General features: G+C 63.6%; 24 protein-coding genes and 1 pseudogene. 13 read left to right on the forward strand and 12 right to left on the reverse strand.

Annotation, left to right across the window (positions count from 1 at the left end; translation table 11 throughout):
- Nucleotides 1-167: 167 nt before the first annotated feature.
- Nucleotides 168-4,958: an NAD-glutamate dehydrogenase gene (locus X751_RS144370; protein ID WP_023745358.1), complete on the reverse strand. Its 4,791-nt coding sequence runs from the start codon at nt 4,956-4,958 to the stop codon at nt 168-170.
- Nucleotides 4,959-5,089: 131 nt separating this feature from the next.
- On the opposite strand from X751_RS144370, the gene X751_RS144365 reads away from it, so the two are divergent.
- A complete protein-coding gene (locus X751_RS144365) occupies nt 5,090-5,653 on the forward strand; it encodes a peroxidase-related enzyme (protein ID WP_023745359.1) in 564 nt (187 codons plus the stop codon).
- Between the two features lie 26 nt (nt 5,654-5,679).
- On the opposite strand, the gene X751_RS144360 is transcribed toward X751_RS144365, so the two are convergent.
- Nucleotides 5,680-6,291, reverse strand: a complete 612-nt coding sequence (locus X751_RS144360) for a LysE family translocator (protein ID WP_023745360.1) — start codon at nt 6,289-6,291, stop codon at nt 5,680-5,682.
- 142 nt (nt 6,292-6,433) lie between these two features.
- Here X751_RS144360 and X751_RS144355 point away from each other — a divergent pair, with 142 nt between their 5' ends.
- Both X751_RS144355 and X751_RS144350 read left to right on the forward strand, forming a co-directional pair.
- Nucleotides 6,434-7,468 (forward strand): L-idonate 5-dehydrogenase, encoded by a 1,035-nt coding sequence (locus tag X751_RS144355; protein ID WP_023745361.1) that lies wholly within the window; start codon nt 6,434-6,436, stop codon nt 7,466-7,468.
- Between the two features lie 340 nt (nt 7,469-7,808).
- Nucleotides 7,809-8,438 carry a DUF1062 domain-containing protein gene (locus tag X751_RS144350; protein WP_023745362.1) on the forward strand — a complete coding sequence of 210 codons (630 nt, stop codon included), beginning with the start codon at nt 7,809-7,811 and terminating at the stop codon, nt 8,436-8,438.
- 55 nt (nt 8,439-8,493) lie between these two features.
- Here X751_RS144350 and typA read toward each other — a convergent pair whose 3' ends face one another.
- Complete coding sequence (gene typA / locus X751_RS144345; RefSeq protein ID WP_023681424.1) at nt 8,494-10,323, reverse strand: translational GTPase TypA; 1,830 nt, start codon at nt 10,321-10,323, stop codon at nt 8,494-8,496.
- A gap of 197 nt (nt 10,324-10,520) precedes the next feature.
- Here typA and X751_RS144340 point away from each other — a divergent pair, with 197 nt between their 5' ends.
- The gene (locus tag X751_RS144340; RefSeq protein ID WP_245265800.1) at nt 10,521-10,799 is read left to right on the forward strand and encodes a hypothetical protein; all 279 of its coding nucleotides are present in this window, start codon (nt 10,521-10,523) and stop codon (nt 10,797-10,799) included.
- Between the two features lie 48 nt (nt 10,800-10,847).
- Here X751_RS144340 and X751_RS144335 read toward each other — a convergent pair whose 3' ends face one another.
- Nucleotides 10,848-12,422 (reverse strand): alkaline phosphatase, encoded by a 1,575-nt coding sequence (locus X751_RS144335; RefSeq protein ID WP_023700189.1) that lies wholly within the window; start codon nt 12,420-12,422, stop codon nt 10,848-10,850.
- Between the two features lie 262 nt (nt 12,423-12,684).
- The gene (locus tag X751_RS144330) at nt 12,685-13,968 is read right to left on the reverse strand and encodes an MFS transporter (protein ID WP_031198487.1); all 1,284 of its coding nucleotides are present in this window, start codon (nt 13,966-13,968) and stop codon (nt 12,685-12,687) included.
- A 73-nt stretch (nt 13,969-14,041) separates the two neighbouring features.
- On the opposite strand from X751_RS144330, the gene X751_RS144325 reads away from it, so the two are divergent.
- The 3 genes from X751_RS144325 to X751_RS144315 all read left to right on the forward strand — a co-directional run bounded on the left by X751_RS144325 (nt 14,042) and on the right by X751_RS144315 (nt 15,799).
- Entirely contained in the window at nt 14,042-14,659 is a 618-nt protein-coding gene (locus X751_RS144325; protein WP_023681427.1) for a TetR/AcrR family transcriptional regulator, read from the forward strand.
- A 76-nt stretch (nt 14,660-14,735) separates the two neighbouring features.
- On the forward strand, nt 14,736-15,179 hold the full coding sequence (locus X751_RS144320) for a hypothetical protein (RefSeq protein ID WP_023681428.1): 444 nt from the start codon (nt 14,736-14,738) through the stop codon (nt 15,177-15,179).
- Nucleotides 15,180-15,205: 26 nt separating this feature from the next.
- Nucleotides 15,206-15,799 (forward strand): hypothetical protein, encoded by a 594-nt coding sequence (locus tag X751_RS144315; protein WP_023745364.1) that lies wholly within the window; start codon nt 15,206-15,208, stop codon nt 15,797-15,799.
- A gap of 227 nt (nt 15,800-16,026) precedes the next feature.
- On the opposite strand, the gene ppa is transcribed toward X751_RS144315, so the two are convergent.
- From ppa to X751_RS144280, 7 genes and pseudogenes are all read right to left on the reverse strand, one after another.
- Entirely contained in the window at nt 16,027-16,560 is a 534-nt protein-coding gene (gene ppa / locus X751_RS144310; protein WP_023668623.1) for an inorganic diphosphatase, read from the reverse strand.
- Nucleotides 16,561-16,683: 123 nt separating this feature from the next.
- On the reverse strand, nt 16,684-17,190 hold the full coding sequence (locus X751_RS144305) for a GNAT family N-acetyltransferase (RefSeq protein WP_023745365.1): 507 nt from the start codon (nt 17,188-17,190) through the stop codon (nt 16,684-16,686).
- Between the two features lie 168 nt (nt 17,191-17,358).
- The gene (locus X751_RS144300; protein WP_023728709.1) at nt 17,359-17,997 is read right to left on the reverse strand and encodes a TPM domain-containing protein; all 639 of its coding nucleotides are present in this window, start codon (nt 17,995-17,997) and stop codon (nt 17,359-17,361) included.
- Nucleotides 17,998-18,003: 6 nt separating this feature from the next.
- Nucleotides 18,004-18,894: a YgcG family protein gene (locus X751_RS144295; protein ID WP_023681431.1), complete on the reverse strand. Its 891-nt coding sequence runs from the start codon at nt 18,892-18,894 to the stop codon at nt 18,004-18,006.
- Between the two features lie 35 nt (nt 18,895-18,929).
- A pseudogene (locus X751_RS144290) lies at nt 18,930-19,385 on the reverse strand (TPM domain-containing protein); the annotation flags it as partial.
- Between the two features lie 49 nt (nt 19,386-19,434).
- Nucleotides 19,435-20,205 (reverse strand): YgcG family protein, encoded by a 771-nt coding sequence (locus tag X751_RS144285; RefSeq protein ID WP_198022457.1) that lies wholly within the window; start codon nt 20,203-20,205, stop codon nt 19,435-19,437.
- 239 nt (nt 20,206-20,444) lie between these two features.
- Nucleotides 20,445-21,077 carry a LemA family protein gene (locus X751_RS144280; protein WP_023681434.1) on the reverse strand — a complete coding sequence of 211 codons (633 nt, stop codon included), beginning with the start codon at nt 21,075-21,077 and terminating at the stop codon, nt 20,445-20,447.
- Between the two features lie 163 nt (nt 21,078-21,240).
- Here X751_RS144280 and X751_RS144275 point away from each other — a divergent pair, with 163 nt between their 5' ends.
- The 6 genes from X751_RS144275 (at nt 21,241) to X751_RS144250 (ending at nt 26,687) form a co-directional block, all read left to right on the forward strand.
- The gene (locus tag X751_RS144275; protein ID WP_023693217.1) at nt 21,241-21,492 is read left to right on the forward strand and encodes a hypothetical protein; all 252 of its coding nucleotides are present in this window, start codon (nt 21,241-21,243) and stop codon (nt 21,490-21,492) included.
- A gap of 133 nt (nt 21,493-21,625) precedes the next feature.
- Nucleotides 21,626-22,510, forward strand: coding sequence for a pyridoxal kinase PdxY (gene pdxY / locus X751_RS144270; RefSeq protein WP_023688841.1), 885 nt, complete (start codon nt 21,626-21,628; stop codon nt 22,508-22,510).
- On the forward strand, nt 22,507-23,271 hold the full coding sequence (locus tag X751_RS144265) for a DUF429 domain-containing protein (RefSeq protein WP_023693218.1): 765 nt from the start codon (nt 22,507-22,509) through the stop codon (nt 23,269-23,271). Before pdxY ends, X751_RS144265 begins: the two co-directional genes overlap by 4 nt.
- Before the next feature lie 147 nt (nt 23,272-23,418).
- Nucleotides 23,419-24,063, forward strand: a complete 645-nt coding sequence (locus X751_RS144260) for a carbonic anhydrase (RefSeq protein WP_023668613.1) — start codon at nt 23,419-23,421, stop codon at nt 24,061-24,063.
- A gap of 67 nt (nt 24,064-24,130) precedes the next feature.
- Nucleotides 24,131-24,544, forward strand: a complete 414-nt coding sequence (locus tag X751_RS144255) for a hypothetical protein (RefSeq protein ID WP_023688839.1) — start codon at nt 24,131-24,133, stop codon at nt 24,542-24,544.
- An 88-nt stretch (nt 24,545-24,632) separates the two neighbouring features.
- The gene (locus X751_RS144250; RefSeq protein WP_023688838.1) at nt 24,633-26,687 is read left to right on the forward strand and encodes a M3 family metallopeptidase; all 2,055 of its coding nucleotides are present in this window, start codon (nt 24,633-24,635) and stop codon (nt 26,685-26,687) included.
- Nucleotides 26,688-26,693: the final 6 nt, after the last annotated feature.

The following is a 26,693-nucleotide window of genomic DNA, read 5'->3' on the forward strand; positions in this document are numbered from 1 at the left end:
TACCTGCATAGAGACGCGAAGAAAGGCGCCGCGCCCCTACCTCCCCCTTGTGGGGAGGTCGGACCGAAGGTCCGGGTGGGGGTCGGTGCCGCCCCNTCGGTGCCGCACCCCCACCCCGCTGCTTCGCAGCGACCCTCCCCACAAGGGGGAGGGTAAAGTCCCGAGCCTCACATCCCCGTCAGATCGCTCATCAGCCCCGAAGCCACCGACAGCCTGGACACGGTGATATCCCCGCCTTCGGTCAGCGCCTGCAGCCGCTCGCGGATGCGCGCCACGCGCTCGCCGCCGGCTTCCAGCCAGGCCGCCACAGGATCCGCCGTCCCGGCATGACCGGCGAGAGCCGCCACCGCAATGCCGCGCCGCGCCGCGCCGATCGTGTCGGTGGCGCGCGACAGCGCCAGCTGGTCGTAATAGTCCGACGGCGTGATTGAACGCGCCGCCTCTTCGACGCGCGGAATGCGGAAGGCATCGCTGACGGCGAAGAACACCTTGGCCGAGGCGACGACGTCGGCATTGGCCGTGCGCGCCGTCAGTGCGATGTCGGGGATCAGTCCCGCCACATCGGCCATTGCCAACTGCCCGGCGAGCTTTTCCGGGGCGCCGGCCTTGAACAGGCCATACCGCCTCTCCTCGACCCGCTCGCGCGAGAAGGCCGGCAGCAGCGAGAGCAGCTTCGGCTCCAGCGCCATGCGCGCCTCTTGCAGTTCGGCAATGCGCTGGCCGAGCGCTGCGGTGCCGGCATCGTTCTTCAGATACCAGCCGCTGGTCACGAAGATAAGCCGGCTGACGGACTGGTAGAGATCGAGCTGCGCCTGGCCGTCGATGTGGCTGTCCAGCGCATCGATCTCCCGATAGAGCGCCGGCAACGCGAAGCCGTCGCGCACCACGGCGAAGGTGCGCACCACGTCGGCCGCGCTGCACCCCGTGGCTTCCTGCAGCCGGTTGACGAATGACGGTCCGCCGCGATTGACGAGATCGTTGGCGACGACGCGGGCGATGATTTCGCGGCGCAGCCGGTGGCCATGGATCTCGGCCGCATATTTCTTCGTCATCCGGTCAGGGAAATAGCCCATCAGGTCGCGGTCGAAATGCGCGTCGTCAGGCACGTCGCTGGCGACGATGTCGGAAAACAGCACGATCTTGGCATAGGCGAGCAGCACGCCAAGCTCCGCCCGGGTCAGCGGCTCGCCACGCGCCTCGCGCTCGGCAAGGGCGGCCGGCGACGGCAGCGTCTCGACAGCGCGGTCGAGCAGGCCCCGAGCCTCCAGCGCCGCCATGAACCGGCTCTGGTGCGCGATGTCAGCAAGGCCGCGCTTGCGGGCGATGGAAAGCGCCAGCGTCTGTTCGTAATTGTTGGACAGCACGAGGCCGGCGACCTCGTCGGTCATCTCGGCCAGCAGCTTGTTGCGCGCCGGCCGGGTCAGCGATCCCTTGCGCATGGCGGACGCCAGCGCGATCTTGATGTTGACCTCGACGTCGGAGCAGTTGACGCCGCCGGAATTGTCGATGGCATCGGAGTTGCAGCGACCGCCATTCATGCCGAATTCGATGCGGGCACGCTGCGTGACGCCGAGATTGGCGCCCTCACCGATCACTTTGGCCCGCACATCGAGCGCGGTGATGCGGATGGCGTCATTGGCGCGGTCGCCGACTTCGGCATTGGTTTCGCCCGAGGCCCGTAAATACGTGCCGATGCCGCCGAACCACAGAAGGTCGACGTTCGCCTTGAGGATGGCGGTCATGATCTCGGCCGGTGTCGCGGTGGTCTTGGCGAGGCCAATCGCCGCCGCCGCTGCCGCAGGCAGCGTGATCGACTTCTGGCTGCGCGAGACGATGACGCCGCCTTCCGACAGTTTGGTCTTGTCATAGTCCTGCCAGGACGAACGCGGCAGCGCGAACATGCGCTCGCGCTCGGCCATCGACGCCACTCTGTCTGGATCGGGATCGATGAAGATGTCGCGATGGTCGAAGGCGGCGATCAGCCTGGTCTGCGGCGACAGCAGCATGCCGTTGCCGAACACGTCGCCCGACATGTCGCCGACGCCGACGACGGTGAACGGGGTGGCCTGGATGTCGCGGTTGATCTCGCGGAAATGCCGCTTGACCGCTTCCCAGGCGCCTTTGGCGGTGATGCCCATCTTCTTGTGGTCGTAACCGGCCGAGCCGCCGCTGGCGAAGGCGTCGTCGAGCCAGAAGCCGTGGCTTTCGCTGATGGCGTTGGCGGTGTCGGAAAAGGTCGCCGTGCCCTTGTCGGCGGCGACGACGAAATAGGGATCGTCGGGGTCGCGCCTGACAACGCCGGCCGGCGGGATGACACCGTCCAGCCCGATATTGTCGGTAATCGACAACAGGCTGGAAACGAAATTCTTGTAGGCCGAGGTGCCGGCCTCGAAGATGGCGTCGCGGCCGGCGCTCATCGGCAGCTTCTTCGGATAGAAGCCGCCCTTGGCGCCGACCGGCACTATGACGGCGTTCTTGACCTGCTGCGCCTTGACCAGGCCGAGCACCTCGGTGCGGTAATCCTGGGCGCGGTCTGACCAGCGCAGGCCGCCGCGCGCAACCGGGCCGAAGCGCAGATGCACGCCTTCGACCTCGGACCCATAGACGAAGATCTCGCGCCACGGCCGCGGCGCCGGCAGGCCATCGACCGCTTGCGAGTCCAGCTTGATCGCCAGTGACTGGCCCCGCGCCTTCGTTCCCGCAACGAAATGATTGGTGCGCAACGAGGCTTCGATCAGGTTGAGATAGCGGCGGATGATGGTGTCGTCATCGATGTTAGGGACTTCCTCCAGCGCGTCCTTGATCTTGGCCTTGAGGTGCTTGGCGGCGACGACGCCTTCCGTCTCGGCGGTCGGGCCGAGACGAGCGACGAACAGTGCATGCAGGCCGCGCGCAATGTCGGGATAGCGGTTGAGCGCGGCCGCGATGAAATCCTGGCTCTGCGGGATACCGGCTTGCTGCAGGTAGCGGCCATAGGCGCGCAGAATGCTGACTTCGCCCGACCACAGGCCGGCGGTCTGGGCAAGCCCGTTATAGCTGTCATTGTCGATGTCGCCGCGCCAGACCGACAGGAACGCGTCCTCGAACAGCGCGCCGCCATCGCTGAGGTCGATCGGCTTGCCGTAGCTGTTCTCCAGCTCCATGTCGTGGACGAAGACGGTGTCGCCGCCGTCCTCGCCAACCTCGAAGGTGCGCTCGCTGATGACGCGGAAGCCGATGTTTTCCAGCACCGGCACGCGACGCGACAGCGCTACCGGGCTGCCGTGGTGGTAGATCTTCAGCGCTGCCTGATGCGGTTTCTGCTCGGCATGGCGGTAATAGTCGATGGCGATCGGGTTGGCGGTGCTGATGCCGGCGATGCGCCCCGCATCCTTCAGCGCGATGGCCGCGCTGAAGGAATCGCGATAGCTCTCAGGCAGACGCGCGGCGATCGCCTTCAGCGATGGATCGCCGCCGACGGCTTCCGCGGCTTCGGCCAGCGCGTCGTCCCAGGTTCGCACGATATCGCGGATCGCCGCTTCGATCGCCGCCTGCTCGACCTTCGGCGTCTTGCCACCCGAGCGGCCGATGATGAAATGCACACGCGCCAGCCCGCCCTCCGGAAACGCCGGATAATAAGCCGACAAACGGCCCTCGAAGACGGTCTTGAGATAGGTGCCGATCTTCTCGCGCACGACGCTGTCATAGCGGTCGCGCGGCACGAAGACGAGGATCGAGACGAAGCGGTCGAACTGGTCGGCGCGCACCAGCGCCCGCACCCGCGGCCGCTCGACCAGGCCGAGAATGGCGGCGGCGTGCTTTTTCAGGACCGGCACCGGGACCTGGAACAACTCGTCGCGCGGATAGCTCTCCAGAACGTTGATCAGTGCCTTGCCGGAATGGTCGTGCCGGTCGAAGCCGGACTTGGCGATGATGGTCTCGGCCTTTGACCTCAGATACGGGATTTTCATCACCGAGCGCGTGTAGGCAGTCGAGGTGAACAGGCCGACCATGCGCAATTCACCGGCAAGCGTGCCCTTGGCGGTATAGGTTTTGACGCCGATATAATCGAGATAGATGCGGCGGTGCACCAGCGACTTGGCGTTGGCCTTGGTGACGATTAGCGGCTCCGGCCCATGCAGGAAGGCGCGGATTTCAGGCGTCGTCGTCACCGCCTCGGTGCCGCGCCTGAGCACCAACACATCCGGGTCGGCGAGGATGCCGAGACCGGGTTTGTCGGCGCGCTCCAGATTGCCGCTCTCCGCGCCGCCGGAATATTTGAACTCGCGCATGCCAAGGAAAGTGAAATTGTCGTCGCGCAGCCATTCCAGGAAGGCGATGGCCTCGGCAACGCTCTTCTTGTCGAGCGGCACGGCGGAATAGCGGAATTCGGAAATCGCCTGGTCGAGACGGGCGAGCATCGGCTTCCAGTCGCTGACGGCGGCGCGCACCTGGTTGAGCATCTTGCGCAGGCGGTCGGCCAGCGCGTCGGCCTGCTCCGCCGTCAGGCGCGGAATATGGACATGGACGACGCTCAGGCGGTCGTGATTGCCATCGTCCTTGAGGGCGCTGCCGTCGCCGAGGATCTCGTCGACGCCGGCCTTGCCGTGACGCACGACGATGACCGGATGGGTGACCAAAGTCGGTTCGCCGGCAGTTTCTGTGATCTCGCCGAGGATCGAATCGAACAGGAACGGCATGTTGTCGTTGACGACGGTGATGATCGTCATCGGGCGGCCCTCGCGGGAGACGCCCGACCCGGCATCGACGGCGACGACACTTTGGCCCTTCTTGTGGGCGGCGACCGCACGTCCTGCCAGGTCGGCGGCGCGCTCCAGGTCGGCGGCGTCATAGGCGGCAATGTCTTCGGCCGGCGCGCGGGCCAGCAGATAGTCGGCGAGCCTGGCCGGCTTCCCGTCGGGTTTCACCCCGGCAGTGGCTGTTTTCCTCGGCTTAGCTGCGGATTTCACGCTCGCCATGTTGTCCTCCCGTCACATGCTTTTACGACTATGGTAGCAGATGACCGCTGTTTGGCGACAAAGGTTTGACGGCTCGATAAGAATTACAGGAATTCGACGGTCAGGCGGCGGTGAACCAGGAGGGAGACCCCATGTCCGGCAAAATCAGCGCACTTGACCTCGGTATCGCGGAACTGAGCGAGGCGACAAAAGCCTATTTCGCCAAATGCGAGGAAAAGCTCGGCCTGGTTCCCAACGTGCTTCTTGCCTATGCCTTCGACGAGAAGAAGCTGCGCGCCTTTACCGACACCTACAATGATCTGATGCTGGGTGAATCCGGCCTGTCGAAGCTGGAGCGGGAGATGATCGCGGTCGTCGTCTCCTCGATCAACCATTGCTATTATTGCCTGACCGCGCATGGCGCGGCGGTGCGCCAGCTCTCCGGCGATCCGGCTTTCGGCGAGATGACGGTGATGAACTTCCGCGCTGCCAATCTTTCACCGAAACAGACGGCGATGCTCGAATTCGCCGTCAAGCTGACGGAAGAGCCGGCAAAGATCGTCGAGGCGGACAGGGAAACACTGCGCAACGCCGGCTTCACCAACCGCGACATCTGGGACATCGCCTCGACCGCCGCCTTCTTCAACATGTCGAACCGCGTGGCGGCGGCCATCGACATGCGGCCGAACGACGAATACCACGCCATGGCGAGGTGAAAGTTTCCTTCTCCTCGTAGGAGAGGTCAACGCGCCGCGATGGCACCGGCAGCGCCGGCCATCGTCGTGGCGCTGATTCGGTTGGCGATCTTCATGGCGCGCCTGCTTTTGAGCAGCTTGCGCGCCTGTGAGGCCGCGACGACCCAGGCGAGATCGATGGCGATCAGAACCACCGCCATCGTCGCCGTCAGTTCGACCCAGCCGATGACACTCACCGAAGCGAGGTCGATGATCGTCGGCAGCAGCGCCAGATAGAACATCATGATCTTGGGATTGCCGAGCGTCACCGCCATGCCGGCAAAGAACAGTTTTGCCGGCGAATCCTCGCGCGGCATCTCGCCTTCTTTTGCGTCGACAGGTGCGGTCCACATCTTGAAGGCGAGGTAGGCGAGGTAAGCGACGCCGATCCATTTCACGACGACGAAGGCGAAATGGAAGGTCTGCGCCACGACCGCCAGCCCGAACACCGCCAGCGACAGCCAGATGCCCTCGCCGATCCACATGGCGAGCAGGAACGGGAATACGTCGCGAAAGCCTTTCGAGATGACGCGGGCGACAAGGGCTGCGATCGACGGGCCGGGCGAACCGGCGGCGACGAACAAAGCGGCAGCGAAGATCAGGAGCGAGGTGAGGTGCATGACGGAGCCTTCGAGCGTTGGATGGCGAAGAATATCCGATCGGTGGCGATTTGGCACCCTGCAGCCTAGTGGGCCAGCCGACGCGGCAAATTTCGGCGGTCAGACCTTGCCCGCGCTGGTGGTTTGAGAAAGGATCGCGGCCATGAAATCAATCGTCATCCACGCGGCAAAAGACCTTCGCATCGAAGAGACCGATCCCGGCGCGCCTGGCGCCGGACAGGTCGAAATATCGGTCGAGGCCGGCGGCATCTGCGGCTCGGACCTGCACTATTACAATCATGGCGGCTTCGGCGTGGTGCGCCTGCGCGAGCCGATGATCCTCGGCCATGAGGTCGCCGGCACGGTGAAGGCACTTGGCGCCGGCGTTTCCAGCCTTGTCGTCGGCGACCGCGTTGCGATTTCGCCCAGCCGGCCCTGCAATGCGTGCCGGTACTGCCTGCAGGGCGTGCAGAACCAATGCCTCAACATGCGATTCTACGGCAGCGCCATGCCGATGCCACATATACAGGGCGCCTTCCGCCAGTGCCTCGCCGCCGAGGCCTGGCAGTGCCACAAGATCGCCGACCATGTCTCCATCAACGAAGCCGCCTTTGCCGAGCCGTTCGCGGTAACGCTGCATGCCGTCAACCGCGCCGGCTCGCTGCTCGGCAAGCGGGTCTTGGTCACCGGCTGCGGGCCGATCGGTGCGCTCAGCATCCTTGCCGCACGTGTCCACGGCGCGCGTGAGATCGTCGTCACCGATGTCATGGACGCGGTTCTGGCCAAGGCCAACGAGATCGGCGCCGACCGCACCATCAATGTCGCCACAGATGCCGACAAGCTCGCTGGCTACAATGTCGAGAAGGGCAGTTTCGACGTCATGTTCGAATGCTCCGGCAATGAGCGCGCGGTGCGAGCCGGGCTCGATGTGCTGAAGCCGCGCGGGGTGCTCGTGCAGCTCGGCCTAGGCGGCGACATGTCGCTGCCTCAGAATCTCATCGTCGCCAAGGAGATCGAAATGCGCGGCTCCTTCCGTTTCCACGACGAGTTCGCGCTGGCCGTCGATCTGATCAACAACCGTCGCGTCGACGTTAAGCCGCTGCTGACCGGCATCTATCCAATGGACGAGGCGGTTGCGGCTTTCGAGATCGCCGGCGACCGCAACAAATCGATGAAGGTACAGATCGCCTTCGCCTGAGCAGGGCGAGACACCCTATGAACCTTGCCCGCTCGGCATCTTGCCGCTAGAAGAACCGTCCCGACATTCATTTCGAGCTTCATTTTGCCTCAGTAACCGCCGGTCTCGCCAACTCCCCTGATCACACTTGGCAGGGCGCCGCATTAAGCGGTGCCTGCTCCATTTCACGTGTTCCTCAGGCGGCGGTTCGAGACCGGTTTGGCACTGCTGAACCGTTGTCGCGCGCTTTGCCGCCCGTGACAGCTGATTTCCGACATAGCTAGCTCTCGCCACGCCGTGCCCGCATGGGCATCTCGCCATTGCCGACCTGAAGAACTTCCACACTGGAAGGTCTTCCGGCTTGTCCCAACATCTCGCTATCCACTGGGCAATCACGCCCGAAATCGCGCCTCGACCCCTGGTCCACTGCAACCGCTGCAGCGCCGTGAAAGCCTATCGCTGCAGCGACAAATTCCGCGTCAACGCCAATGGCAAGCGAATCGACGTGTGGCTGATCTATCGCTGCATCGACTGCGACAATTCGTGGAATTGCGGCATTTTCGAACGCTGCAACCGCCGCGACATCGAACCCGCGCTGCTGGCAGCGCTCGAAAGCAACGATCCGGCCCTCGCCCGCCGCCATGCCTTCGATGTCGTGGCTTTGCGAAACCGGGTCGGCCGCGTCGAGGAGTTTCCCGATGTCGCCGTTCACAAACACCGGCTCGGCGGCGAAGGCCGACCCGCAGCCGCGCTTGAAATCAGGCTTGGGCTGGAAATGCCGACATCGCTGCGGCTCGACCGCTTGCTCGCCGGCGAACTCGGCATCTCGCGGTCGCGGCTTCAGGCGCTGGAGGAGAAGCGATTGCTGGTTGTCGTTCCCGACGGGACCAAAGCTTTGCGCAAGCCGGCCCGCGACGGCACGGCGATTCGCATTGCCCTGGCCGACGAGCCGGATCGTGAAGCCATCATTTCGGCTGCCATGGGTGAATGACAAGAGGGGCGAAGCACCGGTGCTTCGCCCCTCTTGAATCTAGACAATCAGGCGATTACGCCGCGCCCACAACCTTGGCCGACTTCTCGAAGCGCTTGCGCTCGTTCGGGTCGAGATAGAGCTTGCGCAGGCGGATGGTCTTCGGCGTCACCTCGACCAGCTCGTCGTCCTGGATCCAGGCCAGCGCGCGCTCCAGCGTCATGCGGATCGGCGGCGTCAGCTTGACCGCCTCATCCTTGCCGGCGGCGCGGATGTTGGTCAGCTTCTTGCCCTTCAGCACGTTCACTTCGAGGTCGTTGTCACGGCTATGGATGCCGATGATCATGCCCTGATAGACCTTGACGCCCGGGTCGATGACCATCGGGCCGCGGTCTTCGAGGTTCCACATGGCATAGGCCACTGCCTCGCCCTGTTCGTTGGAGATCAGCACGCCGTTGGTGCGGCCCGGCAGTTCGCCCTTGTAGGGCTGGTAGGCGTGGAACAGCCGGTTCATCACGGCGGTGCCGCGCGTGTCGGTCAACAGTTCCGACTGGTAGCCGATCAGTCCGCGCGTCGGCGCGTGGAAGACGATGCGCTGACGGTTGCCGCCCGAAGGCCGCAGCTCGACCATCTCGGCCTTGCGCTCCGACATCTTCTGCACAACGATGCCGGCGTGCTCCTCGTCGACGTCGATGACGACTTCCTCGACCGGCTCCAGCAATTCACCGTTCTCGCCCTTCTGCATGACGACGCGCGGACGCGACACGGCGATTTCAAAGCCTTCGCGGCGCATCGTCTCGATCAGCACGGCCAGCTGCAATTCGCCGCGGCCGGAAACGAAGAACGAATCCTTGTCGGGCGATTCCTCGATCTTGAGCGCGACATTGCCTTCGGCTTCTCGCAGCAGGCGGTCGCGGATGACGCGGCTGGTCACCTTGTCGCCTTCAGTGCCGGCGAGCGGCGAATCATTGACCAGGAAAGACATGGTCACGGTCGGCGGATCGATCGGTTGCGCATGCAACGCCTCGGTCACCGCCAGGTCGCAGAACGTGTCGGCGACAGTGCCCTTCGACAGGCCGGCAATTGCCACGATGTCACCCGCCTGCGCCTCTTCGATCGGCTGGCGCTCGAGGCCACGGAACGCGAGGATCTTGGAGATGCGCCCGGTTTCGATCTGCGTGCCGTCATGGTGGAGCACCTTGACCGCCTGGTTGGACTTCAGCGTGCCGCTCTCGATACGGCCGGTAATGATGCGGCCGAGGAACGGATTGGCTTCCAGGATGGTGCCGATCATGCGGAACGGGCCGGGATGAACGGTCGGCTCCGGCACATGCTTGATGACGAGGTCGAACAGCGGCGCCAGGCCCTGGTCCTTCGGGCCTTCCGGATTTTCCGAGACCCAGCCATCGCGGCCAGAACCGTAGAGGATCGGGAAGTCGAGCTGCTCGTCGGTGGCGTCAAGCGCTGCAAACAGGTCGAACACCTCGTTGACCACTTCGACGTGGCGGGCGTCCGGACGGTCGATCTTGTTGATGACGACGATCGGCTTCAGGCCGACCTTGAGCGCCTTGCCGACGACGAACTTGGTCTGCGGCATGGGGCCTTCGGCGGCGTCGACCAGCACGATCGCCGAATCCACCATCGACAGGATGCGCTCGACCTCACCGCCGAAATCGGCGTGGCCGGGCGTGTCGACGATGTTGATGCGGGTGTCCTTCCAGTCGACCGAGGTCGCCTTAGCCAGGATGGTGATGCCGCGTTCCTTTTCGAGGTCGTTGGAATCCATGGCGCGCTCGGCGACGCGCTGATTGTCGCGGAAGGAACCGGATTGCCGCAGCAATTGGTCGACGAGGGTGGTTTTTCCATGGTCGACGTGCGCGATGATCGCGATATTACGAATTTTCATTTTGTGGTCTCGGGAGCGTTGCAGGCAGCAGGCCAAAAGGCGCCGCCTATTTCGGTTGGGCGGCTCATACAGGGTTTTTCGCAATTGCGAAAGAGGAGGCGCACCACCAAATACTCATCAAATCTTAAGCATCTCGGTGTGAGATGGTTTTGTTAACCAAGGCGGGAACCTTTCTGGGCCCGGGTAGTTCGAAATTCATGACCGACAAACTCAACCGATTTTGGCCCCTCATCGCTTCGGTCGCATTCGCTGCCATGCTGGCGGCCAATGCCGCTCAATCGGCCGCCACGGTGAAGGAAGCCAATCCGGCTTCGTCGTCCGACCGGACGGCCGAGCAGATGTTTGCCGACGCCCCTGATGGCGTCGACCCAATGGTCACTGGCCCGGTCAGCGCCTCTTTCAAGCAGAGGCAGCAGGTTGCAGGTTGCGACAGCGCGGTGTGGCCGAAGATTCCGACGGTTTGCTACCCGGACTGACGGTTGCCCATTCCAAGCGTAGCGATCCTTCGCGCCGTCCCTACAGGCTTACGCCGACCGCACCGGATCGAGCGTCACCTTGTAAAGCTCGATGTCGTCGCGATCCATCAGCCGCACGGTCAGCTGCTCTGTCGCCCCTGAAATGTCCACCAGGCCAAAGAACTGCAGGCCGGCCGAGGGTGGCAGGTTCTGGCCCTGTTCGGTGGTCGGCGCCTTGATGAATTTCAGCTCCGGGCCGAAGGTCATGTCGAAATCATTGGGACCGAAGGTACCGGCGTGGATCGGGCCCGAGACGAATTCCCAGAAAGGATTGAAATCCTGGAACCGCGCCTTGTCGGGGTTGTAATAGTGCGCCGCCGTGTAGTGGACATCGGCGGTCAACCAGACCGTGTTGGTGATGCCGGCAGTCTTGATGTAGCGCAACAGGTCGGCGATCTCGAGCTCGCGGCCTTTGGGCAGGCCATTGTCGCCATTGCTGATGGCTTCCGCGCCGACCTTCTTGGCGCCGTCGTCCCAGACGACGAGGCCGAGCGGCATGTCGGCGGCAATGATCTTCCAGGTCGCCCTGGAATTCGTCAGCTCGCGCTTCAGCCATTTCGTCTGCTGTTCGCCCAGCATGCGTGACTGCGGCGTCATGTCCTCCTGCATGTCGGGGCCGTTCGGGCCGCGATAGGAGCGCATGTCGAGGAAGAACACGTCGAGCAGTGGCCCATGCGCGATCTTGCGGTAGACGCGGCCGGGCTCGGACGGCTCGTAGCGGATCGTCGTCATCTCATGGAAGGCGCGCGCCGCACGCGCCGCGAGCACATGGATGGATTTTTCGGTGTAGCGGCTGTCGGCGCCGAGATTCTTCGAATCCGACCAGTTGTTCAGCACCTCGTGATCGTCCCACTGGTAGAAGGTCGGGCAGATGGCGCTCAAGGCCAGAACGTTTTTGTCCATCATGTTGTATTTCCACTGGTCGCGGTACTCATCCAGCGTCTCGGCCACCTTGCGCTTGCCGTCGATCAGGACGACGTTTTTCCACTTGCCGCCGCCAGGCAGGTCTACCTCGTCCTTCATGGCGCCATCGGCATAGATGGTGTCGCCGGAATGCAGGAAGAAATCCGGCGTGTGCCTGGCGATGGTGGCGTAGGTTTTCATGCCGGTCTCATCGATTCCCCAGCCCTGGCCGGCCGTGTCGCCCGACCAGGCGAATTTTATGTCGCGCTTCGAGGCGGGTGCTGTGCGGAAACGGCCGACGATCGGTTCGGAAACGGCGTTGATATCCGACAGGTCGGCGGCAGTCATCCGGTAGAAGATATCCTGGTCGGAGGCGAGGTCGGTAAGCAGGCGCTTGACCGTGAAGTCGCTGGCCGGCGAGGTATCGAGCGGCGCCAGCCGCGTCGCATTGGCGAAGTTTTCCGTCGACGACACTTCGAACATGACGCGCGAAGGCCGGTCGGTGCGCGTCCACACCATGCCGCTCGAGGCATCGACATCGCCGGACTGGACGCCATGGGTGAAGGCCGGGCGCTGGCTGGCGCGCGAATAATAGGGCAAAGCGAGCCCCGATGCGCCGAGCAGACCGGCGGCGCTGGCAGAGGTGACGAAAGCGCGGCGGGTCAACGAGATCTTGTTCATGGCTGTCTCCTGATGGCTTCGAACGGTGCCAGCAAGCTCCAGCTTCAATGTTTCAGCCACATCTCGGGAAGATGAAACTTTGATAACAATCGACAGGTGATCTCCGCCCTTGAGGGGGGAGATGTCGCCGAAGGCGACAGAAGGGGGTCGCCTCGCTTGGAGCGCCGACCTCTGCGCAAGAGGCTGAGTCCGGTCGCACGGACCCCCTCTGGCCGCTTCGCGGCCATCTCCCCCCCCTCAGGGGGGAGATTAGTACCGCGCCTTACGCCGCTTGCGGCTCCGGATCGAAAGCCGGCCTGCTCGTATTGATCAGCAGCGACAGACACGCAGCCACGATCGCCGTCATGCCGGCGATCAGGAAGGCCAGTTCGTAATTGCCCTGCAATTCGCGCATGGTGCCGCCGAAGGCGGCGGCGGTGGCGGCGCCGACTTGGTGGCCGGCTACGATCCAGCCGAACACGATCGGGCCGCTGCGGTCACCGAAGGCCTCGTTGGCGAGCCTGAGCGTCGGCGGCACGGTGGCGATCCAGTCGAGACCGTAGAGCACCGCGAAGATGATCAGGCTGGTCGCCGAGAAGCCGGAATAGGGCAGATAGATCAGCGCCAGGCCGCGAATGCCGTAGTAGACGCCGAGCAGCTTGCGCGGGTCGAAACGGTCGGTGAGCCAGCCCGAGAGCGTCGTCCCGATCAGGTCGAAAATGCCCATAAGCGACAGCAGGCCCGCGGCCTGTACCTCGGGGATGCCCATGTCGCCGCAGAAGGAGATCAGATGCGTGCCGACCAGCCCGTTGGTGGTGAAGCCGCAGATGAAGAACGTGGCGAACAGATACCAGAAGACGCGGGTGCGGGCAGCGCGGCGTAGCGTGTTCAGCGTATGCGCCAGGAAATTGCCTTGCGATGCCGGCGATACCGGCGGCACGTCATCCGCCCCGGCGCCATAGCGCACCATGCCGATCGAAGCGGGACGCTCCGGAACCAACAGCCAGACCAGCGGCAGAAGACAGGCGGTGGCGATCGAGACGGCGATAGCGACGGGCTGCCAGCCGCCCGACTGGGCGAGCGATGCCAGCAGCGGCAGGAACACCAACAGGCCGGTGGCGCTGGAGGCCGACATCAGCCCCATCACCAAGCCGCGATTGGTCTTGAACCAGCGGTTGACGATGGTGGCGCCGAGCACGGTGGCGACCGCGCCGGAGCCGATGCCGGAAAACACGCCCCAGGTGAGGAACAGGTGCCAGGGCTCGGTCATCAGTAGGCTGAGCGCGGTCGAGCCCGACATGATCACAAGCGAGGCAAGCAGCGTGCGGCGCAAGCCGATACGCTCCATCAATGCGGCGGCAAACGGCCCGGTCAGGCCGTAAAGGAAGATGCCGATCGCAGCGGCAATCGAAACCGTATCGCGCCCCCAGCCGAAGCTTTTATCCAACGGCAGCATCATCACCGAGGGTGCGGAACGAAGCCCGGCCGCGATCAACAGGCAAAGGAAGATGACGCCAACCACGACGAAAGCGTAGCGCTGGCCAAAGGGACGGGATTGAGCTATCATGTTACTGACCGGTACGTTGCAGGGTGAGGACACGTATACGTACCGATCGGTAACACGTCAATCGAGTCATACCATGCCAACGGACAAAAATATTGAACTGACCATCAAGGACGGTCATGCAGCCGCACCGCCCAAGGCTGCCAAGAAAATCCTCGACGTGGCCTACGACCTGTTCTACCGCCGCGGCATCCGGGCGATCGGCGTCGACGAGATCGTCAAGCGCGCCGGCGTCACCAAGCCCAGCCTGTACCGCAGCTTTCCCTCCAAGGACGAGCTCGCCGCTTCCTATCTCAGGCAATATGACCGTGAGTATTGGGAGCGTTTCGACGAAGCCGTGGCTGCCCATCCCGGCGACCCGCGGGCACAGCTCAGGGCTTTCCTGACTCGCGTCGGCAAGCGCACGCAAAGGCCGGACTATCGCGGCTGCGGCATGACCAACGCGGCGGTGGAATATCCCGAACATGGCCATCCGGCGCGCGTCGTCAGCGAGGCCAACAAGCAGGAGTTGCGCCACCGCCTGCGCGCGATGGCCGCAGCGATGGGCGCTAAAGACCCTGAGACGCTCGGCGACGGCCTGCTGCTGTTGATCGAAGGCGCCTATATCAGTGGCCAGCTCTTCGGCCTCGGCGGCCCGGCGGCAGCGGTCGCCCGCAACGCCGACCTGCTGATCGAGGCGAGCTTGAAGAAATAGACCTCTTGCGATCCATTCCAACCGCAAGCAATATCGCTGTCATGTCAGCGATCAAAACAGAATCGCAGGTAACGACTTGAACATTGCTCAGACGATTTTGGACGATCTCAAAAAAATGTTCGGGATCAATTACATGAAGCGGGGCGACCTGGCGTTGATCTCGCACGAGGAAAAGAGGGATATTGCCACGGTCTTCGACCTGAACGAGCACAGGGTCAAGGAGGCCGTTCTGCGCAGAGTGCTTTTTCTGTTTTTGGTCGCATCGGTTGCGATGTATGTTGGGATGTATTTCGACGGCAAGGCACACGGCATTACCCAAACGGCGCGCATTCTGATCGCGTCGATAAGCGCAGTCGCTTTGGTATTTTTATACCTGGATGTTTTTGTTCCCGTCGTCCTGCTTGCCGCCTGCGCGTCACTCCTCGCAATCTGCTGGATGGACTACCAGGCGTTCGTTGCAGCCGCTTCGTTTTCCGCTTTGTACGCGCTATATTTTTTTGCGAGGCTCAGAGCCCGATAGCGAAATAACCACAGGGATTATTCGCCATGCGCGCTCTTCTGCTCTCGCTTGCCCTTGCCGGCCTCTGCCAGGTCGCCCATGCCGACGGAATATCCAGCGTCTACACCGACCTCGACTCGCAAAAGGATTGCGTCACCTATGCGCAGGCCGAGGAAGGCGATGGCGACTGGGCCGAACTCGCCTGCTCCGGCTATCGCGGCTATCCCGTGCTGATCGCCTACGACGATGCGCGTGAATCGCTATTCTACGGGTTTCCGCCCGGCGGCGAGATGACCTCGGTCTGGGAGAGCTTTTCCGGCTTCAACTCGTCCGGCGCCAAGGTCGAATGGCGCATCGAGACCAAGGGCGACGTTGCCGTTCCCTTTGCCGTGATCCACCGCCGCTCGATCAGCAATCCCGAGGATGAGAACAAGCCGACCGAAGTGCTGCTCGTCGCCAAGGTCGCCCAGATGGAAGCCCGCGACGGCTGCACCATCGGCCTCGTGCTCGCCACCGGCAACCCTCAGGCCAACGACCAGGCGCGCAAGCTGGCGGACGAAAAGGCGAAGAGTTTCGCCTGTGGCAAGGACAAGCACACCGTCATCGGCAACGTGCCGGCGTTTGGTCGGGTGGATAACTAGCCACGTGGGTGCAAGGCACCCCCCTCTGCCCTGCCGGGCATCTCCCCCTCAAGGGGGGAGATTGGCAGCTTCGCTGGCGGCGCTTTTCTTTCGGCGCTGAAAATTGACGAAAGCCGTTGCGACATCCGATCTCCCCCCTTGAGGGGGAGATGGCCGGCAGGCCAGAGGGGGGTGCCTCGCGCTGGCGTTTGCCGCTTACTTGAACGAGACGCAGGCCTCTCTCGGCGCTACTTCGCCGCCTTCGCCCGTGCGATCGCGTCGACGATCATCTTCTTGGCGTATTTCGAATCGTGCCAGCCTTCGATCTTGACCCATTTGCCGGGCTCGAGATCCTTGTAGTGCTCGAAGAAGTGCTGGACCTGGTCGCGGGTGATCTCGGGCAGCTGCGTGTATTCGGTGACGTTTTCGTAGCGCAGCGTCAGCTTCGGCGAGGGCACGGCAATGACCTTCTCGTCCTGGCCGGCATTGTCTTCCATCACCAGCACGCCGATCGGCCGCACATTGATGACGCAGCCCGGCACCAGCGCGCGCGTGTTGCAGACCAGAACGTCGATCGGGTCGCCGTCGCCCGACAGCGTGTGCGGCACGAAACCGTAATTGCCGGGGTAGCGCATCGACGTATGCAGGAAACGGTCGACGAACAGCGTGCCGGCCTCCTTGTCCATCTCGTACTTGATCGGCTCGCCGCCGATCGGCACCTCGATGATGACGTTGATGTCCTCGGGCGGGTTCTTTCCGATGGCAATGGCTTCGATTCGCATGGCTTAAATCCCTCTCTCGATGTCCAAGATCGATAGCGGGCGGCGCGGCATGGTGCAATGCGGCGATTGGTGCGAAGCGCTAACGGAAGCGCACGGTTTATGATGATTTGTAACCGAGGCCGGTCATTCCCAGACGAAGGCGACCTTCTTGAGCGCCCTCTGCTCGAAAATCTCGACGCCTTCGGCGACGTCACGGCCACCCGCGCCGGCATAGAAGGAAAGTGCGTTCTGGTTGTCTTCCAGCGCCCACACCACCATTCCCTTCAGCCCGTGGTCGGCAAGCCGCGCCCGCGCCGCCTTGAACAGCCGGCTGCCGAGCCCGATGCCCTGATATTCCGGACGCAGGTAAAGTTCGTAGATTTCGCCCTGTTGCTTCAGCTCGCGGGCGCGGTTCTTGCCGATCGTGGCATAGCCGGCGATGGTGCCGCCGATCTCGATCACCAGAACGGTGGCGGCGCGGCGGATGGCGTTGGCCCACCAGTCGGCGCCGCGGCGGTTGATCATCGAGGTCAGCGAGCGATGCGGGATGATGCCGGAATAGGCGCCCTCCCAAGCCTGCTGGTGCACGTCGGCAATGGCGCCGGCGTCGCGCGGTTCGGCTTTCCTGATGTCGATGCTCAGCGTATTCATGATTTGTTAACCATAAACCCGCATCGGCCATTTGCAAGAGTCGAGGTCAGCCCGCCGACCGCTTTCTCACAGCGGATCGCGACGCTGCTGACAATGGGCAAAGCCTGCCTGGAAAACGCACCCAGCCGGCGCGATCAGGCGTCCGTCCGGGTAGCGCTTGCTGGCTTTTCAGATCTCGACCAGATGATCGTCCAGTTCATTGGCGTCGCCCGACGTCACCGGGAAATGCTCGGCCAGCACCGCGCCGACCTGCCCGATCGCCTTGACGAAGCCGTCGGCGAGCCGGTCGTGACCGGCATGCTGCAGGAGATCGCGCACCACGCCGTCCCAGACATGCTGGCCGACCTTGCTGTCGATGCCCGAATCGGCGACCACTTCGGCATAACGCTCGGCGATCGACACGAAGACCAACACGCCGGTGCGCGCCGTGGTGCGGTGGACATTGCGGGCGAGGAACTGCCTGAGCGCATTGTGATGTGCCGCCTGATAACGCTGCCGGCGCGGCACCAGATGGATGCGCAAGCCCGGCAGCGCCCACAAAAGCACCAACACCGAGGCCAGTGCCAGCAGTTGGACAATGACGAAATGCGGCAGCCGGATCGACAGCCACCAGGCTTCCAGCCCATAAGCGACGGCGAGGCTGGCAATCAGCATGCCTGATGTCGCCATGAAGGCGGCGGGAAAGAAATAGCCGTCGCTGGCATGCGCAACGACGCAGTAGATCTCGCCGTCGGTTTTGGCCTCGGCCGCGCGGATCGCGGTGGCGATGCGCTCATGGTCCTGTGGGCTGATCGGTCGTGTTGCCATCTTCTCTCACCAGCTCCCTGAAGACCCGCCACCGCCGGACGAACCGCCGCCGCCTGAAAACCCGCCGCCGCTGCTTGAGCCCGAAGACCAGCTGCTGCCCGAACTTCCCGATGACCATCCGCTGCCCGACGACGAACTTGTTGTCCAGCTGCTGGAGCCCGAGGACGATCCGCTCGGCCCCTGGCCGTAGCGAAAGGTCATGCCCAGCCATTTATACACGCCCGGCGACAGCTTGGTGCCGAAGATCGGCGGCAGGAAGGCCATCGCCAGGCCGCCGAAGAACATCGCCGCCCACAGGATCAGGAAGACCGCGACGACGGGATCGATGGGCGTGCTGCGGTCGGCCGGGTTGCGCTTGCCGCGCGCCTCCAGCTCTTCCGGGTTGCCTTCCAGCACCATGACCATGTCGTCGACGGCCTTGGAAATGCCGCCGGAGAAATCACCGGCGCGGAACGCCGGCACCATGTCGTTTTCGATGATCAGTTTGGTGTGCAGGTCGGTCAGCGTGCCTTCCAGCCCGTAGCCGACCTCGATGCGCATCTTGTGGTCGTTCTTGGCCACCAGCAGAAGCACGCCGTTGTTTTCGCCGGCCTGCCCGAGTTTCCAGAAGCGGAACAGCCGGTTGGCGTAGGGTTCGATCTCCTCGCCGTCGAGGCTGTTGATCGTGGCGACGACGATCTGGTCGGAGCCTTTGGTCTCGAAATCCGCGAGCTTCTGCGTCAGTGCCGCCTTGGTCGCGGCGTCGATAATACCGGCATTGTCGACCACCCGCCCGGTGAGTGCCGGCAGGTCTGCCGCCAAAGCTACAAACAGCATGGTGAGCATCGTCAACAGCGCGATGCCGATCGTCGCGGCTGCGCGGCCAGGTCTTGGCGGATTGAAGACGCGTACTGTCATGCCGTCACCAGTTCCCCTCAACCACCATGACTGTCCTCAATCACCATGATCATGTCGTCGACCGCTTTGGAAATACCGCCGGAGAAATCCCCGGCGCGGAAGGCCGGCACCATGCCTTCAATGATCCGTGTGGCGTGCTGGTTGGTGAGCGTGGCTTCCAGCCCGTAGCCGACCTCGATGCGCATCTTGCGGTCGTTCACGGCCACCAGCAGAAGCACGCCATTGTTCTTGGCCTTCTGGCCGAGCTTCCAAGCGTTGAACAGCCGGGTGGCGTAAGGCTCGATCTCCTCGCCGTCGAGGCTGGGAACCGTCGCGACGACGATCTGGTCGGAGCCTTTGGTCTCGAAATCGGCCAGTCTTTGGGTGAGCGCCGCCTCGGTCGCGGCATCGATGATGCCTGCATTGTCGACGACACGACCGGTGAGGGCGGGCAGTTCCGCCGCCAGCGCCGCGAAGCTGACGAGCAAGACCAGCAAGGCAGCGCCGGTCATCGTGGCGAAGCGGCCATGCCAGGGATTGGCGATGCGTGTTGTCATCTCGTCACCAGCTTCCCGAGGAGCCGCCGCCGCCGGACGAACCGCCGCCGCCGGAAAAGCCGCCACCACCGCTTGAACCCGACGACCAGCCGCCCCCGCCCGAAGACCAGCCGCCGCTGGACGACCGCCGGCCCGGCTCGAATGTCATGCCGAGCCAGCGATAGCGGCCGGGACCGAGTTTTTGGCCGAAGATCGGCGGCAGGATGGAGGCGGCCATGCTGCCGAAGAAGATGATTGCCCAGATGCTGATGAAGACGCCGAAGAACAGATTGTCGGTATTGATGGGCGGCTTCTGGTTGCGCTCGCCGCGCGCCTCCAATTCCTCCGGATTGCCTTCCAGCACCATCACCATGTCGTCGACGGCCTTGGAAATGCCCCCGGAGAAATCGCCGGCGCGGAACGCCGGCACCACGTCGTTTTCGATGATCAGCTTGGTGTGCAAATCGGTCAGCGTGCCTTCCAGCCCATAGCCGACCTCGATGCGCATCTTGCGGTCGTTCGGCGCCACCAGCAGCAGCACGCCGTTATTTTCCTTGGCCTGGCCGAGCTTCCAGAAGCGAAACAGCCGGTTGGCGTAAGGCTCGATCTCCTCGCCGTCGAGGCTGGGGATGGTGGCGACGACGATCTGGTCGGAGCCTTTTGTCTCGAAGTCGGCGAGTTTCTGGGTGAGCGCGGCTTTGGTTCCCGCGTCGATAATGCCGGCGTTATCGACGACGCGGCCGGTCAGCGCGGGGAGGTCGGCGGCGAAGGCGGTGAGGGGCAGGAAGACGGCCAGAAAGGCGAGAAGAACACCAAGGTTGGCGTTCCTTCGCGTCCCCCTCTGTCCTGCCGGACATCTCCCCCTCGAGGGGGGAGATTGGCAATCTCGCTGCCGACGCTCAGCCGGCAACGCTGATATTTGGCGCAAGGACAGAAGACAGCTGATCTCCCCCCTTGAGGGGGAGATGTCCGGCAGGACAGAGGGGGGTGTGAAGGAACGCAAGGCTGGCAAAGGCCAAGCTCACCCAGACGTCATCACCCGCCCTGCTTCGTGCCGAAATCGACCTTCGGCGGCTGCATCTTGTCTTCTTCGACGGTGAAGTTGGCGAAGGGCTCGTTGCTGCGGAACCAGAAGGTTGCCCATAGCACCGACGGAAAGGTCCTCAGCGTCAGATTGTAATCCTTGACCGCCAGGATGTAGTCGCGCCGCGCCACGGCGATACGGTTCTCGGTGCCTTCGAGTTGCGCCTGCAGCGCCAGGAAATTCTGGTTGGCCTTGAGGTCGGGATAGGCCTCCGACACCGCGATCAGCCGCGACAGCGCGCTGGTCAGCCCTGATTGCGCATCCTGGAACTTCTTGAGCGCTTCGGGGTCCTTCAGCGTTTCCGGCGTCACCGTGATCTGCGTCGCCTTGGCGCGCGCTTCGACCACCGCATCGAGCGTGTCCTTTTCATGCGAGGCATAGCCCTTCACCGTCTCGACCAAATTGGGAATGAGGTCGGACCGACGCTGATACTGGTTCAGCACCTCGCTCCATGCCGCCTTGGCGTTTTCCTCCGCCGTCGGGATGGTGTTGAAGCCGCAGCCGGCGAGCAGAGGCAGCACGACGGCCATCATCAGCACGGCCGGCAGACTGCGGAAAGGGAAGGCAAGGCGCTGGGCAAACATGGTGAGGTCCCTCGACAGAAGTTGCATGCGAAGCATTAGCACAATCCGCGCTCAAGAAAATGTCTGCCGCTGGCGCGCATTCCTGGCGCGCATTCATGCGCCGGCGAGGCCCTGTGATTGATCGCGCGAACACGGTATGGTTGCCGGCAAACAGGACAGGATCATGGCGGAACGCCACGACGATGACAGCGAATCGCGCCGCATTATCGAGCGCGTGGCGAACGAGGGCGGCCTTGGCGGCGCATCGCTGGTGTCACGGGCAGCGAAAGGCGCGCGCGATCATGTTACCGCAGCGGAGGCCGACCGATCCGATCCGATCGAGGTCTGGGGCACCCGCATCGGTCGCGCACTTGGGCTCATCGTCGCCCTCGGCCTTTTGATCTGGCTCGTGTACTACGTCTCCCGGGGCAGCTAGAGCATGATCCTGAAAAGTGGGAACCGGTTTTCTCGGACAAACGGGAACCGTTTTGTCCGGAGATCATCCTCCAACCAAAGAGATAGATCAGGATGACGATTCAACGAAAAATTATCCGTATCTAGGATTTTCCATGAACCGCGAAAAAGCCGACGCGCCGCGCGCGGTCATCGTCATTTCCAGCCATGTCGCCCGCGGCTCGGTCGGCAACCGCGCCGCCGTGTTTGCGCTGGAGACGCTGGGCTTTCCCGTGTGGGCGGTACCGACGGTCATCTTGCCCTGGCATCCGGGCCATGGCCGCGCCACGCGCATCGTGCCGCCGCTCGACCAGTTCAAGGCGCTGATGGCCGATCTCGAGCGCGCGCCCTGGCTGGGTGAGGTCGGCGCGGTGCTGTCGGGCTATCTTGGCGAGGCCGGCCAGGCCGAGGCCGTCGCCTCGCTGGTTGCGGCGGTCAAGGCCAAGACGCCGGACGCGATTTATATATGCGATCCGGTGATGGGCGATTCCGGCGGGCTCTATGTGCCCGAGCCGACGGCCGCCGCGATGCGCGACCGGCTGATGCCGATCGCCGACATCGCCACCCCCAACCGCTATGAGCTGGAGTGGATGGCCGGCGCGCCTTTGCCCGATCTGAAATCGGTGATCTCGGCCGCCCTCCATGCCGGACCGTCAACAATGCTGGTGACGTCGGCACAGTCGATGATGACCGGCGGCACCGGCAATCTGCTGCTTGACGGCACCCAGGCGCTGCTGGCCGAACACCGCCTCATCGACAAGCCGCCGAATGGCCTCGGTGACCTGACTGCGGCCGTCTACCTCGCCCGCATCCTGTCGGGGCAGCCGCCGATCAAGGCGCTGCAATCGACCACCGCCGCCGTCTACGAAATCCTGGCGCGAACCGCCAAGCGTGGCGGCGACGAGTTGCAGCTTGAAACCGATGCCCAGAGCCTGTCGCATCCGATGGCGATGGTGCAACTGCGCCACCTCACGCATCCGGGGCGGGACCGCCGGGCGTGACCTCGACCGTGGTCGTCGGCGTCGACGGCTGCAAGGCCGGCTGGATCGCCGTCCGCCGCGATCTGGATGCCGCGCCGTCAGTCCGCGTCTTTCCCAGCTTTGCGACCCTGCTCGACGCCTTGCCCGCCGATGCGACAGTGGTCGTCGACATGCCGATCGGCCTGCCGGACGTCTCGAAAAGAGGCGGGCGCGGGCCGGAGACCTTGGTACGGCCAATGCTCGGAGCACGGCAATCCAGCGTCTTCTCTATCCCGTCCCGCCCGGCCCTCTACGCCGACACCAGCGGCTTCACCACGGTCGAGGCCTGGTATGAGGCACATCGGCGCGCCAGCGAGGTGGCCAAGGCGACCTCCGATCCGCCACGCGGCGTCTCGATCCAGGCCTTCGGCATCTTTGCCAAGATACGCGAGATCGACGCGCTGCTGATCGCACGTCCGCAACTGCGCCGCCGCGTCTTCGAATCGCATCCCGAAGTGGCCTTCTGCCGGCTGAACGGCGAAAAACCGATGACACTGCCGAAGAAGATCAAGGGCGCCGTCAATCCGGCCGGGATGGAAGAACGCAAGGCACTGCTCTGCCGGCACGGCTATACCAGAGCTTTCCTTGACCAGCCGCCGCAACGCGGTGCTGCCGCCGACGATTTCCTCGACGCCGCAGCGATGATGCTGATTGCCGGACGCATTGCCGGCGGGGAGGCAACGCCGTTTCCCGACCCGCCGCTTGCCGACCGTTTCGGCATTCCCCTGGCGATCTGGGCGTGAGGCAAGCGGCGCCATGCGTGCGGCATGGCGATTTGCGACGAAGCCATCCGCAATTCGGCATTGCCCGCGACGGGCATTTGCCGTTAGAGCCTTTCTAACTTGAAATGAGCTGCCGTCGCTAACCCCGAAAGGCTTCATCCCTAGCCCATGCCCCATCTCCCCGAACATCTTTGGACCGGCTACCGCAACTTCATGAATGGCCGCTATCTCACCGAGAGCGGACGCTATCGCGAGCTTGCCCGCGAGGGGCAGGCGCCCGAAACCATGATCGTTGCCTGCTGCGATTCCCGCTCTGCCCCCGAGGCGATCTTCGACGCCGGTCCGGGCGAACTGTTCGTCCTGCGCAATGTCGGCAATCTGGTGCCGCCCTATGCGCCGGACGGCGAGTTCCACTCGACCTCGGCCGCGCTCGAATTCGCCGTGCAGAGCCTGAAGGTGAAAAACATCGTGGTGATGGGCCATGGCCGCTGCGGCGGCATCCGCGCCGCGCTCGACACCAATTCGGCGCCGCTGTCGCCCGGCGACTTCATCGGCAAATGGATGAGCCTGATCGCGCCGGCGGCCGAAACCGTTTCGTCCAGCACGTTCATGACGACAACCGAACGGCAGACGGCGCTGGAGCGGATTTCCATCCGCTATTCGATCGCCAATCTCAGGACCTTCCCTTGCGTCTCCATCCTCGAAGGCAAGGGGCGGCTGTCGCTGCATGGCGCCTGGTTCGACATCTCGACCGGCGAGCTCTGGGTGATGAACAAGGACACCGGCGACTTCGAGCGGCCGGATTTGACGTAGACCCATGATCCCGAAAAGTGGGAACCGGTTTTCGGATAAGGGCATGGTCAAATAAGAGGAGGCAAGAATGCGGGTTTGGCCTGCGATCGCTTTCGCCGTAGCGGCGCTGCTGATTTCGCTCGTCCCTGCCCGCTCCGATGACGGCGCCATTATCGACCGCTGGTATTCGGCGCTGCTGGTCGCCGATCGCACCGAATTGTCGGACCTGCTCGCCGACGATGTCCGCATCAAGCTCGACGATCTCGGCGTCGTACAGTCGAAGCAGGAGTTCATCGCGTCGATCGACGAATGGAAGGGCGCGGTCGCCGGCGCCGCAATCCGGCATCGCGTCGAAAAGAGCGAGGCCGGCGTCACAACTGTCATCGCCTGCTATGATTTCCCCAACAATGACATGCTGATGCAGGAGACGTTCGCCGTCACCGGCAACCGCATCACCGCCAGTTCGCAAGCGGCGATCGCGGAAAATTGCGACGGCTTCTGACGCGGGCTTGAACGGCCGCGCTGTTGCGCCGCGCCAGTCATCGCCCTACATCGGTCAGCAAGCTCCGCCAATCATCGAAAGATCCCCCATGCCGTCCACGAAAACCGTCGATCTCGCCGCCCATCCGCTGACCAAATGGCAAGGGCCGCTCGGCCTGCCGGATTTTGCCAGCATCGGCGACGACGATTTCTCCTCGGTGTTCGACGCGGCGCTGAAGGCACATGAGGCCGAAATCGATGCGATCGCCGGCAACAAGGATGCGCCGACCATCGAGAATACGCTGGCAGCCCTCGAGCTCGCCGGTGAGCCGCTCGACCATGTCTCGTCGATCTTCTGGTGCCGGGCCGGCGCCCACACCAACGATGCGATCCAGGCGCTGGAGCGCGATATCTCGCCAAAAATGTCGAGGCATTTCTCGGCGATCTCGATGAACGAGAAATTGTTTGCCCGCGTCGACGATCTCTACCAGCGCCGTGAGACGCTCAAACTCGACGCCGAGACGCTGCGGGTGCTGGAGAAGACCTGGAAAGGCTTTGTGCGATCGGGCGCAAAACTCGACGCCGACGGCAAGAAGCGGCTGGCCAACATCAGCGAGGAGCTGTCCTCGCTCGGCACGACCTTCGGCCAGAACGTGCTGGCCGACGAGCGCGACTGGGCGCTTTTCCTCGACGAGGCTGATCTTGCGGGCCTGCCGGACTTCGTGAAGAGTTCGATGGCCGAAGCCGCCGAGACGCGCGGCCAGAAAGGCCGCTACGCAGTCACCTTGTCGCGCTCTATCTATGAGCCGTTCACGACCTTCTCCGAACGCCGCGACCTGCGCGAGAGCGCCTTCCGCGCTTTCACCATGCGCGGCCAGAATGGCGGCGCCAGCGACAACACCGCAGTGGTGCGCGACATGCTGAAACTGCGCGCCGAAAAGGCCAGGCTGCTAGGCTATGCCTCGTTCGCCGCGCTGAAACTCGACGACACCATGGCCAAGACGCCGAAGGCGGTGCACGACCTCCTCGACCCGGTCTGGGAGAAAGCGCTGGAGAAGGCCGCCGCCGACCAGAAGGAGCTGGAGCGGCTGGCGACCAAGGCAGGCAGCAACGAAAAATTCGCCGCCTGGGACTGGCGCTTCTACCAGGAGAAATTGCGCGCCGAAAAATTCGCCTTCGACGAGGCGGAACTGAAACCCTATCTGCAACTCGACCGCATCATCGACGCCTGCTTCGACGTCGCCACAAAACTGTTCGGCATCACTTTCGAGGAGAAGAAGGGCATCGCCGCCTGGCATCCCGACGCGCGCGTCTTCGTGGTGAAGAACGCCGATGGCAGCGAGCGCGGCCTGTTCCTCGCCGACTATTTCGCCCGGTCCTCGAAGCGCTCCGGCGCGTGGATGAGCGCGCTGAAGTCGGGCTACAAGCTTGGCGATGGCTCCAAGCCGGTGATCTACAATATCATGAACTTCGCCAAGCCGCCGGCCGGGGAAGCAGCGCTGTTGTCGGTCGATGAGGCCAAGACCCTGTTCCACGAGTTCGGCCATGCTTTGCACGGCATGCTGACCGACGTCACCTGGCCGTCGGTGGCGGGCACCTCGGTTTCCCGCGATTTCGTCGAACTGCCTTCGCAGCTCTACGAGCACTGGCTGACCGTGCCCGCAGTGCTGGAAAAGCATGCGCTGCATGTTAAGACCGGCAAGCCGATGCCGAAGTCGCTGCTCGACAAGATGCTGGCCGCCCGCACGTTCGGCGCCGGTTTCGCCACGGTCGAGTTCACAGCGTCGGCGCTGATCGACATGGCGTATCACGCGCGGCCGGATGCGCCGGCGGAACCGCTGCGTTTCGAAGCCGAAACGCTGGAAAAGCTTGATATGCCCGACACCATCGCCATGCGTCATCGCACCCCGCATTTCGGCCATATCTTCTCCGGCGACGGTTATTCAGCCGGCTACTATTCCTACATGTGGTCGGAAGTGCTCGACGCCGACGCCTTCGCCGCCTTCGAGGAGACCGGCGATCCCTTCAACCCGGCGCTGGCGGAACGGCTTCGGAAGAATATCTATGCCGCTGGCGGGTCGAAGGATCCGGAGGAGCTGTACACGGCGTTCCGCGGCAAGATGCCTTCGCCGGAAGCGATGATGGTGAAGCGGGGATTGCTATAGCGCCGC

The sequence above is a fragment of the Mesorhizobium sp. LNJC394B00 genome, from assembly GCF_000502555.1.
Classification (GTDB): domain Bacteria; phylum Pseudomonadota; class Alphaproteobacteria; order Rhizobiales; family Rhizobiaceae; genus Mesorhizobium.

Excerpts from the sequence above, each read along its gene's own strand:
- X751_RS144370 (WP_023745358.1), bottom strand. The coding sequence starts at position 4,958 with ATGGCGAGCGTGAAATCCGCAGCTAAGCCGAGGAAAACAGCCACTGCC.
- X751_RS144365 (WP_023745359.1), top strand. The coding sequence starts at position 5,090 with ATGTCCGGCAAAATCAGCGCACTTGACCTCGGTATCGCGGAACTGAGC.
- X751_RS144360 (WP_023745360.1), bottom strand. The coding sequence starts at position 6,291 with ATGCACCTCACCTCGCTCCTGATCTTCGCTGCCGCTTTGTTCGTCGCC.
- X751_RS144355 (WP_023745361.1), top strand. The coding sequence starts at position 6,434 with ATGAAATCAATCGTCATCCACGCGGCAAAAGACCTTCGCATCGAAGAG.
- typA (WP_023681424.1), bottom strand. The coding sequence starts at position 10,323 with ATGAAAATTCGTAATATCGCGATCATCGCGCACGTCGACCATGGAAAA.
- X751_RS144340 (WP_245265800.1), top strand. The coding sequence starts at position 10,521 with ATGACCGACAAACTCAACCGATTTTGGCCCCTCATCGCTTCGGTCGCA.
- X751_RS144335 (WP_023700189.1), bottom strand. The coding sequence starts at position 12,422 with ATGAACAAGATCTCGTTGACCCGCCGCGCTTTCGTCACCTCTGCCAGC.
- X751_RS144330 (WP_031198487.1), bottom strand. The coding sequence starts at position 13,968 with ATGATAGCTCAATCCCGTCCCTTTGGCCAGCGCTACGCTTTCGTCGTG.
- X751_RS144325 (WP_023681427.1), top strand. The coding sequence starts at position 14,042 with ATGCCAACGGACAAAAATATTGAACTGACCATCAAGGACGGTCATGCA.
- X751_RS144315 (WP_023745364.1), top strand. The coding sequence starts at position 15,206 with ATGCGCGCTCTTCTGCTCTCGCTTGCCCTTGCCGGCCTCTGCCAGGTC.
- ppa (WP_023668623.1), bottom strand. The coding sequence starts at position 16,560 with ATGCGAATCGAAGCCATTGCCATCGGAAAGAACCCGCCCGAGGACATC.
- X751_RS144305 (WP_023745365.1), bottom strand. The coding sequence starts at position 17,190 with ATGAATACGCTGAGCATCGACATCAGGAAAGCCGAACCGCGCGACGCC.
- X751_RS144300 (WP_023728709.1), bottom strand. The coding sequence starts at position 17,997 with ATGGCAACACGACCGATCAGCCCACAGGACCATGAGCGCATCGCCACC.
- X751_RS144295 (WP_023681431.1), bottom strand. The coding sequence starts at position 18,894 with ATGACAGTACGCGTCTTCAATCCGCCAAGACCTGGCCGCGCAGCCGCG.
- X751_RS144280 (WP_023681434.1), bottom strand. The coding sequence starts at position 21,077 with ATGTTTGCCCAGCGCCTTGCCTTCCCTTTCCGCAGTCTGCCGGCCGTG.
- X751_RS144275 (WP_023693217.1), top strand. The coding sequence starts at position 21,241 with ATGGCGGAACGCCACGACGATGACAGCGAATCGCGCCGCATTATCGAG.
- pdxY (WP_023688841.1), top strand. The coding sequence starts at position 21,626 with ATGAACCGCGAAAAAGCCGACGCGCCGCGCGCGGTCATCGTCATTTCC.
- X751_RS144260 (WP_023668613.1), top strand. The coding sequence starts at position 23,419 with ATGCCCCATCTCCCCGAACATCTTTGGACCGGCTACCGCAACTTCATG.
- X751_RS144255 (WP_023688839.1), top strand. The coding sequence starts at position 24,131 with ATGCGGGTTTGGCCTGCGATCGCTTTCGCCGTAGCGGCGCTGCTGATT.
- X751_RS144250 (WP_023688838.1), top strand. The coding sequence starts at position 24,633 with ATGCCGTCCACGAAAACCGTCGATCTCGCCGCCCATCCGCTGACCAAA.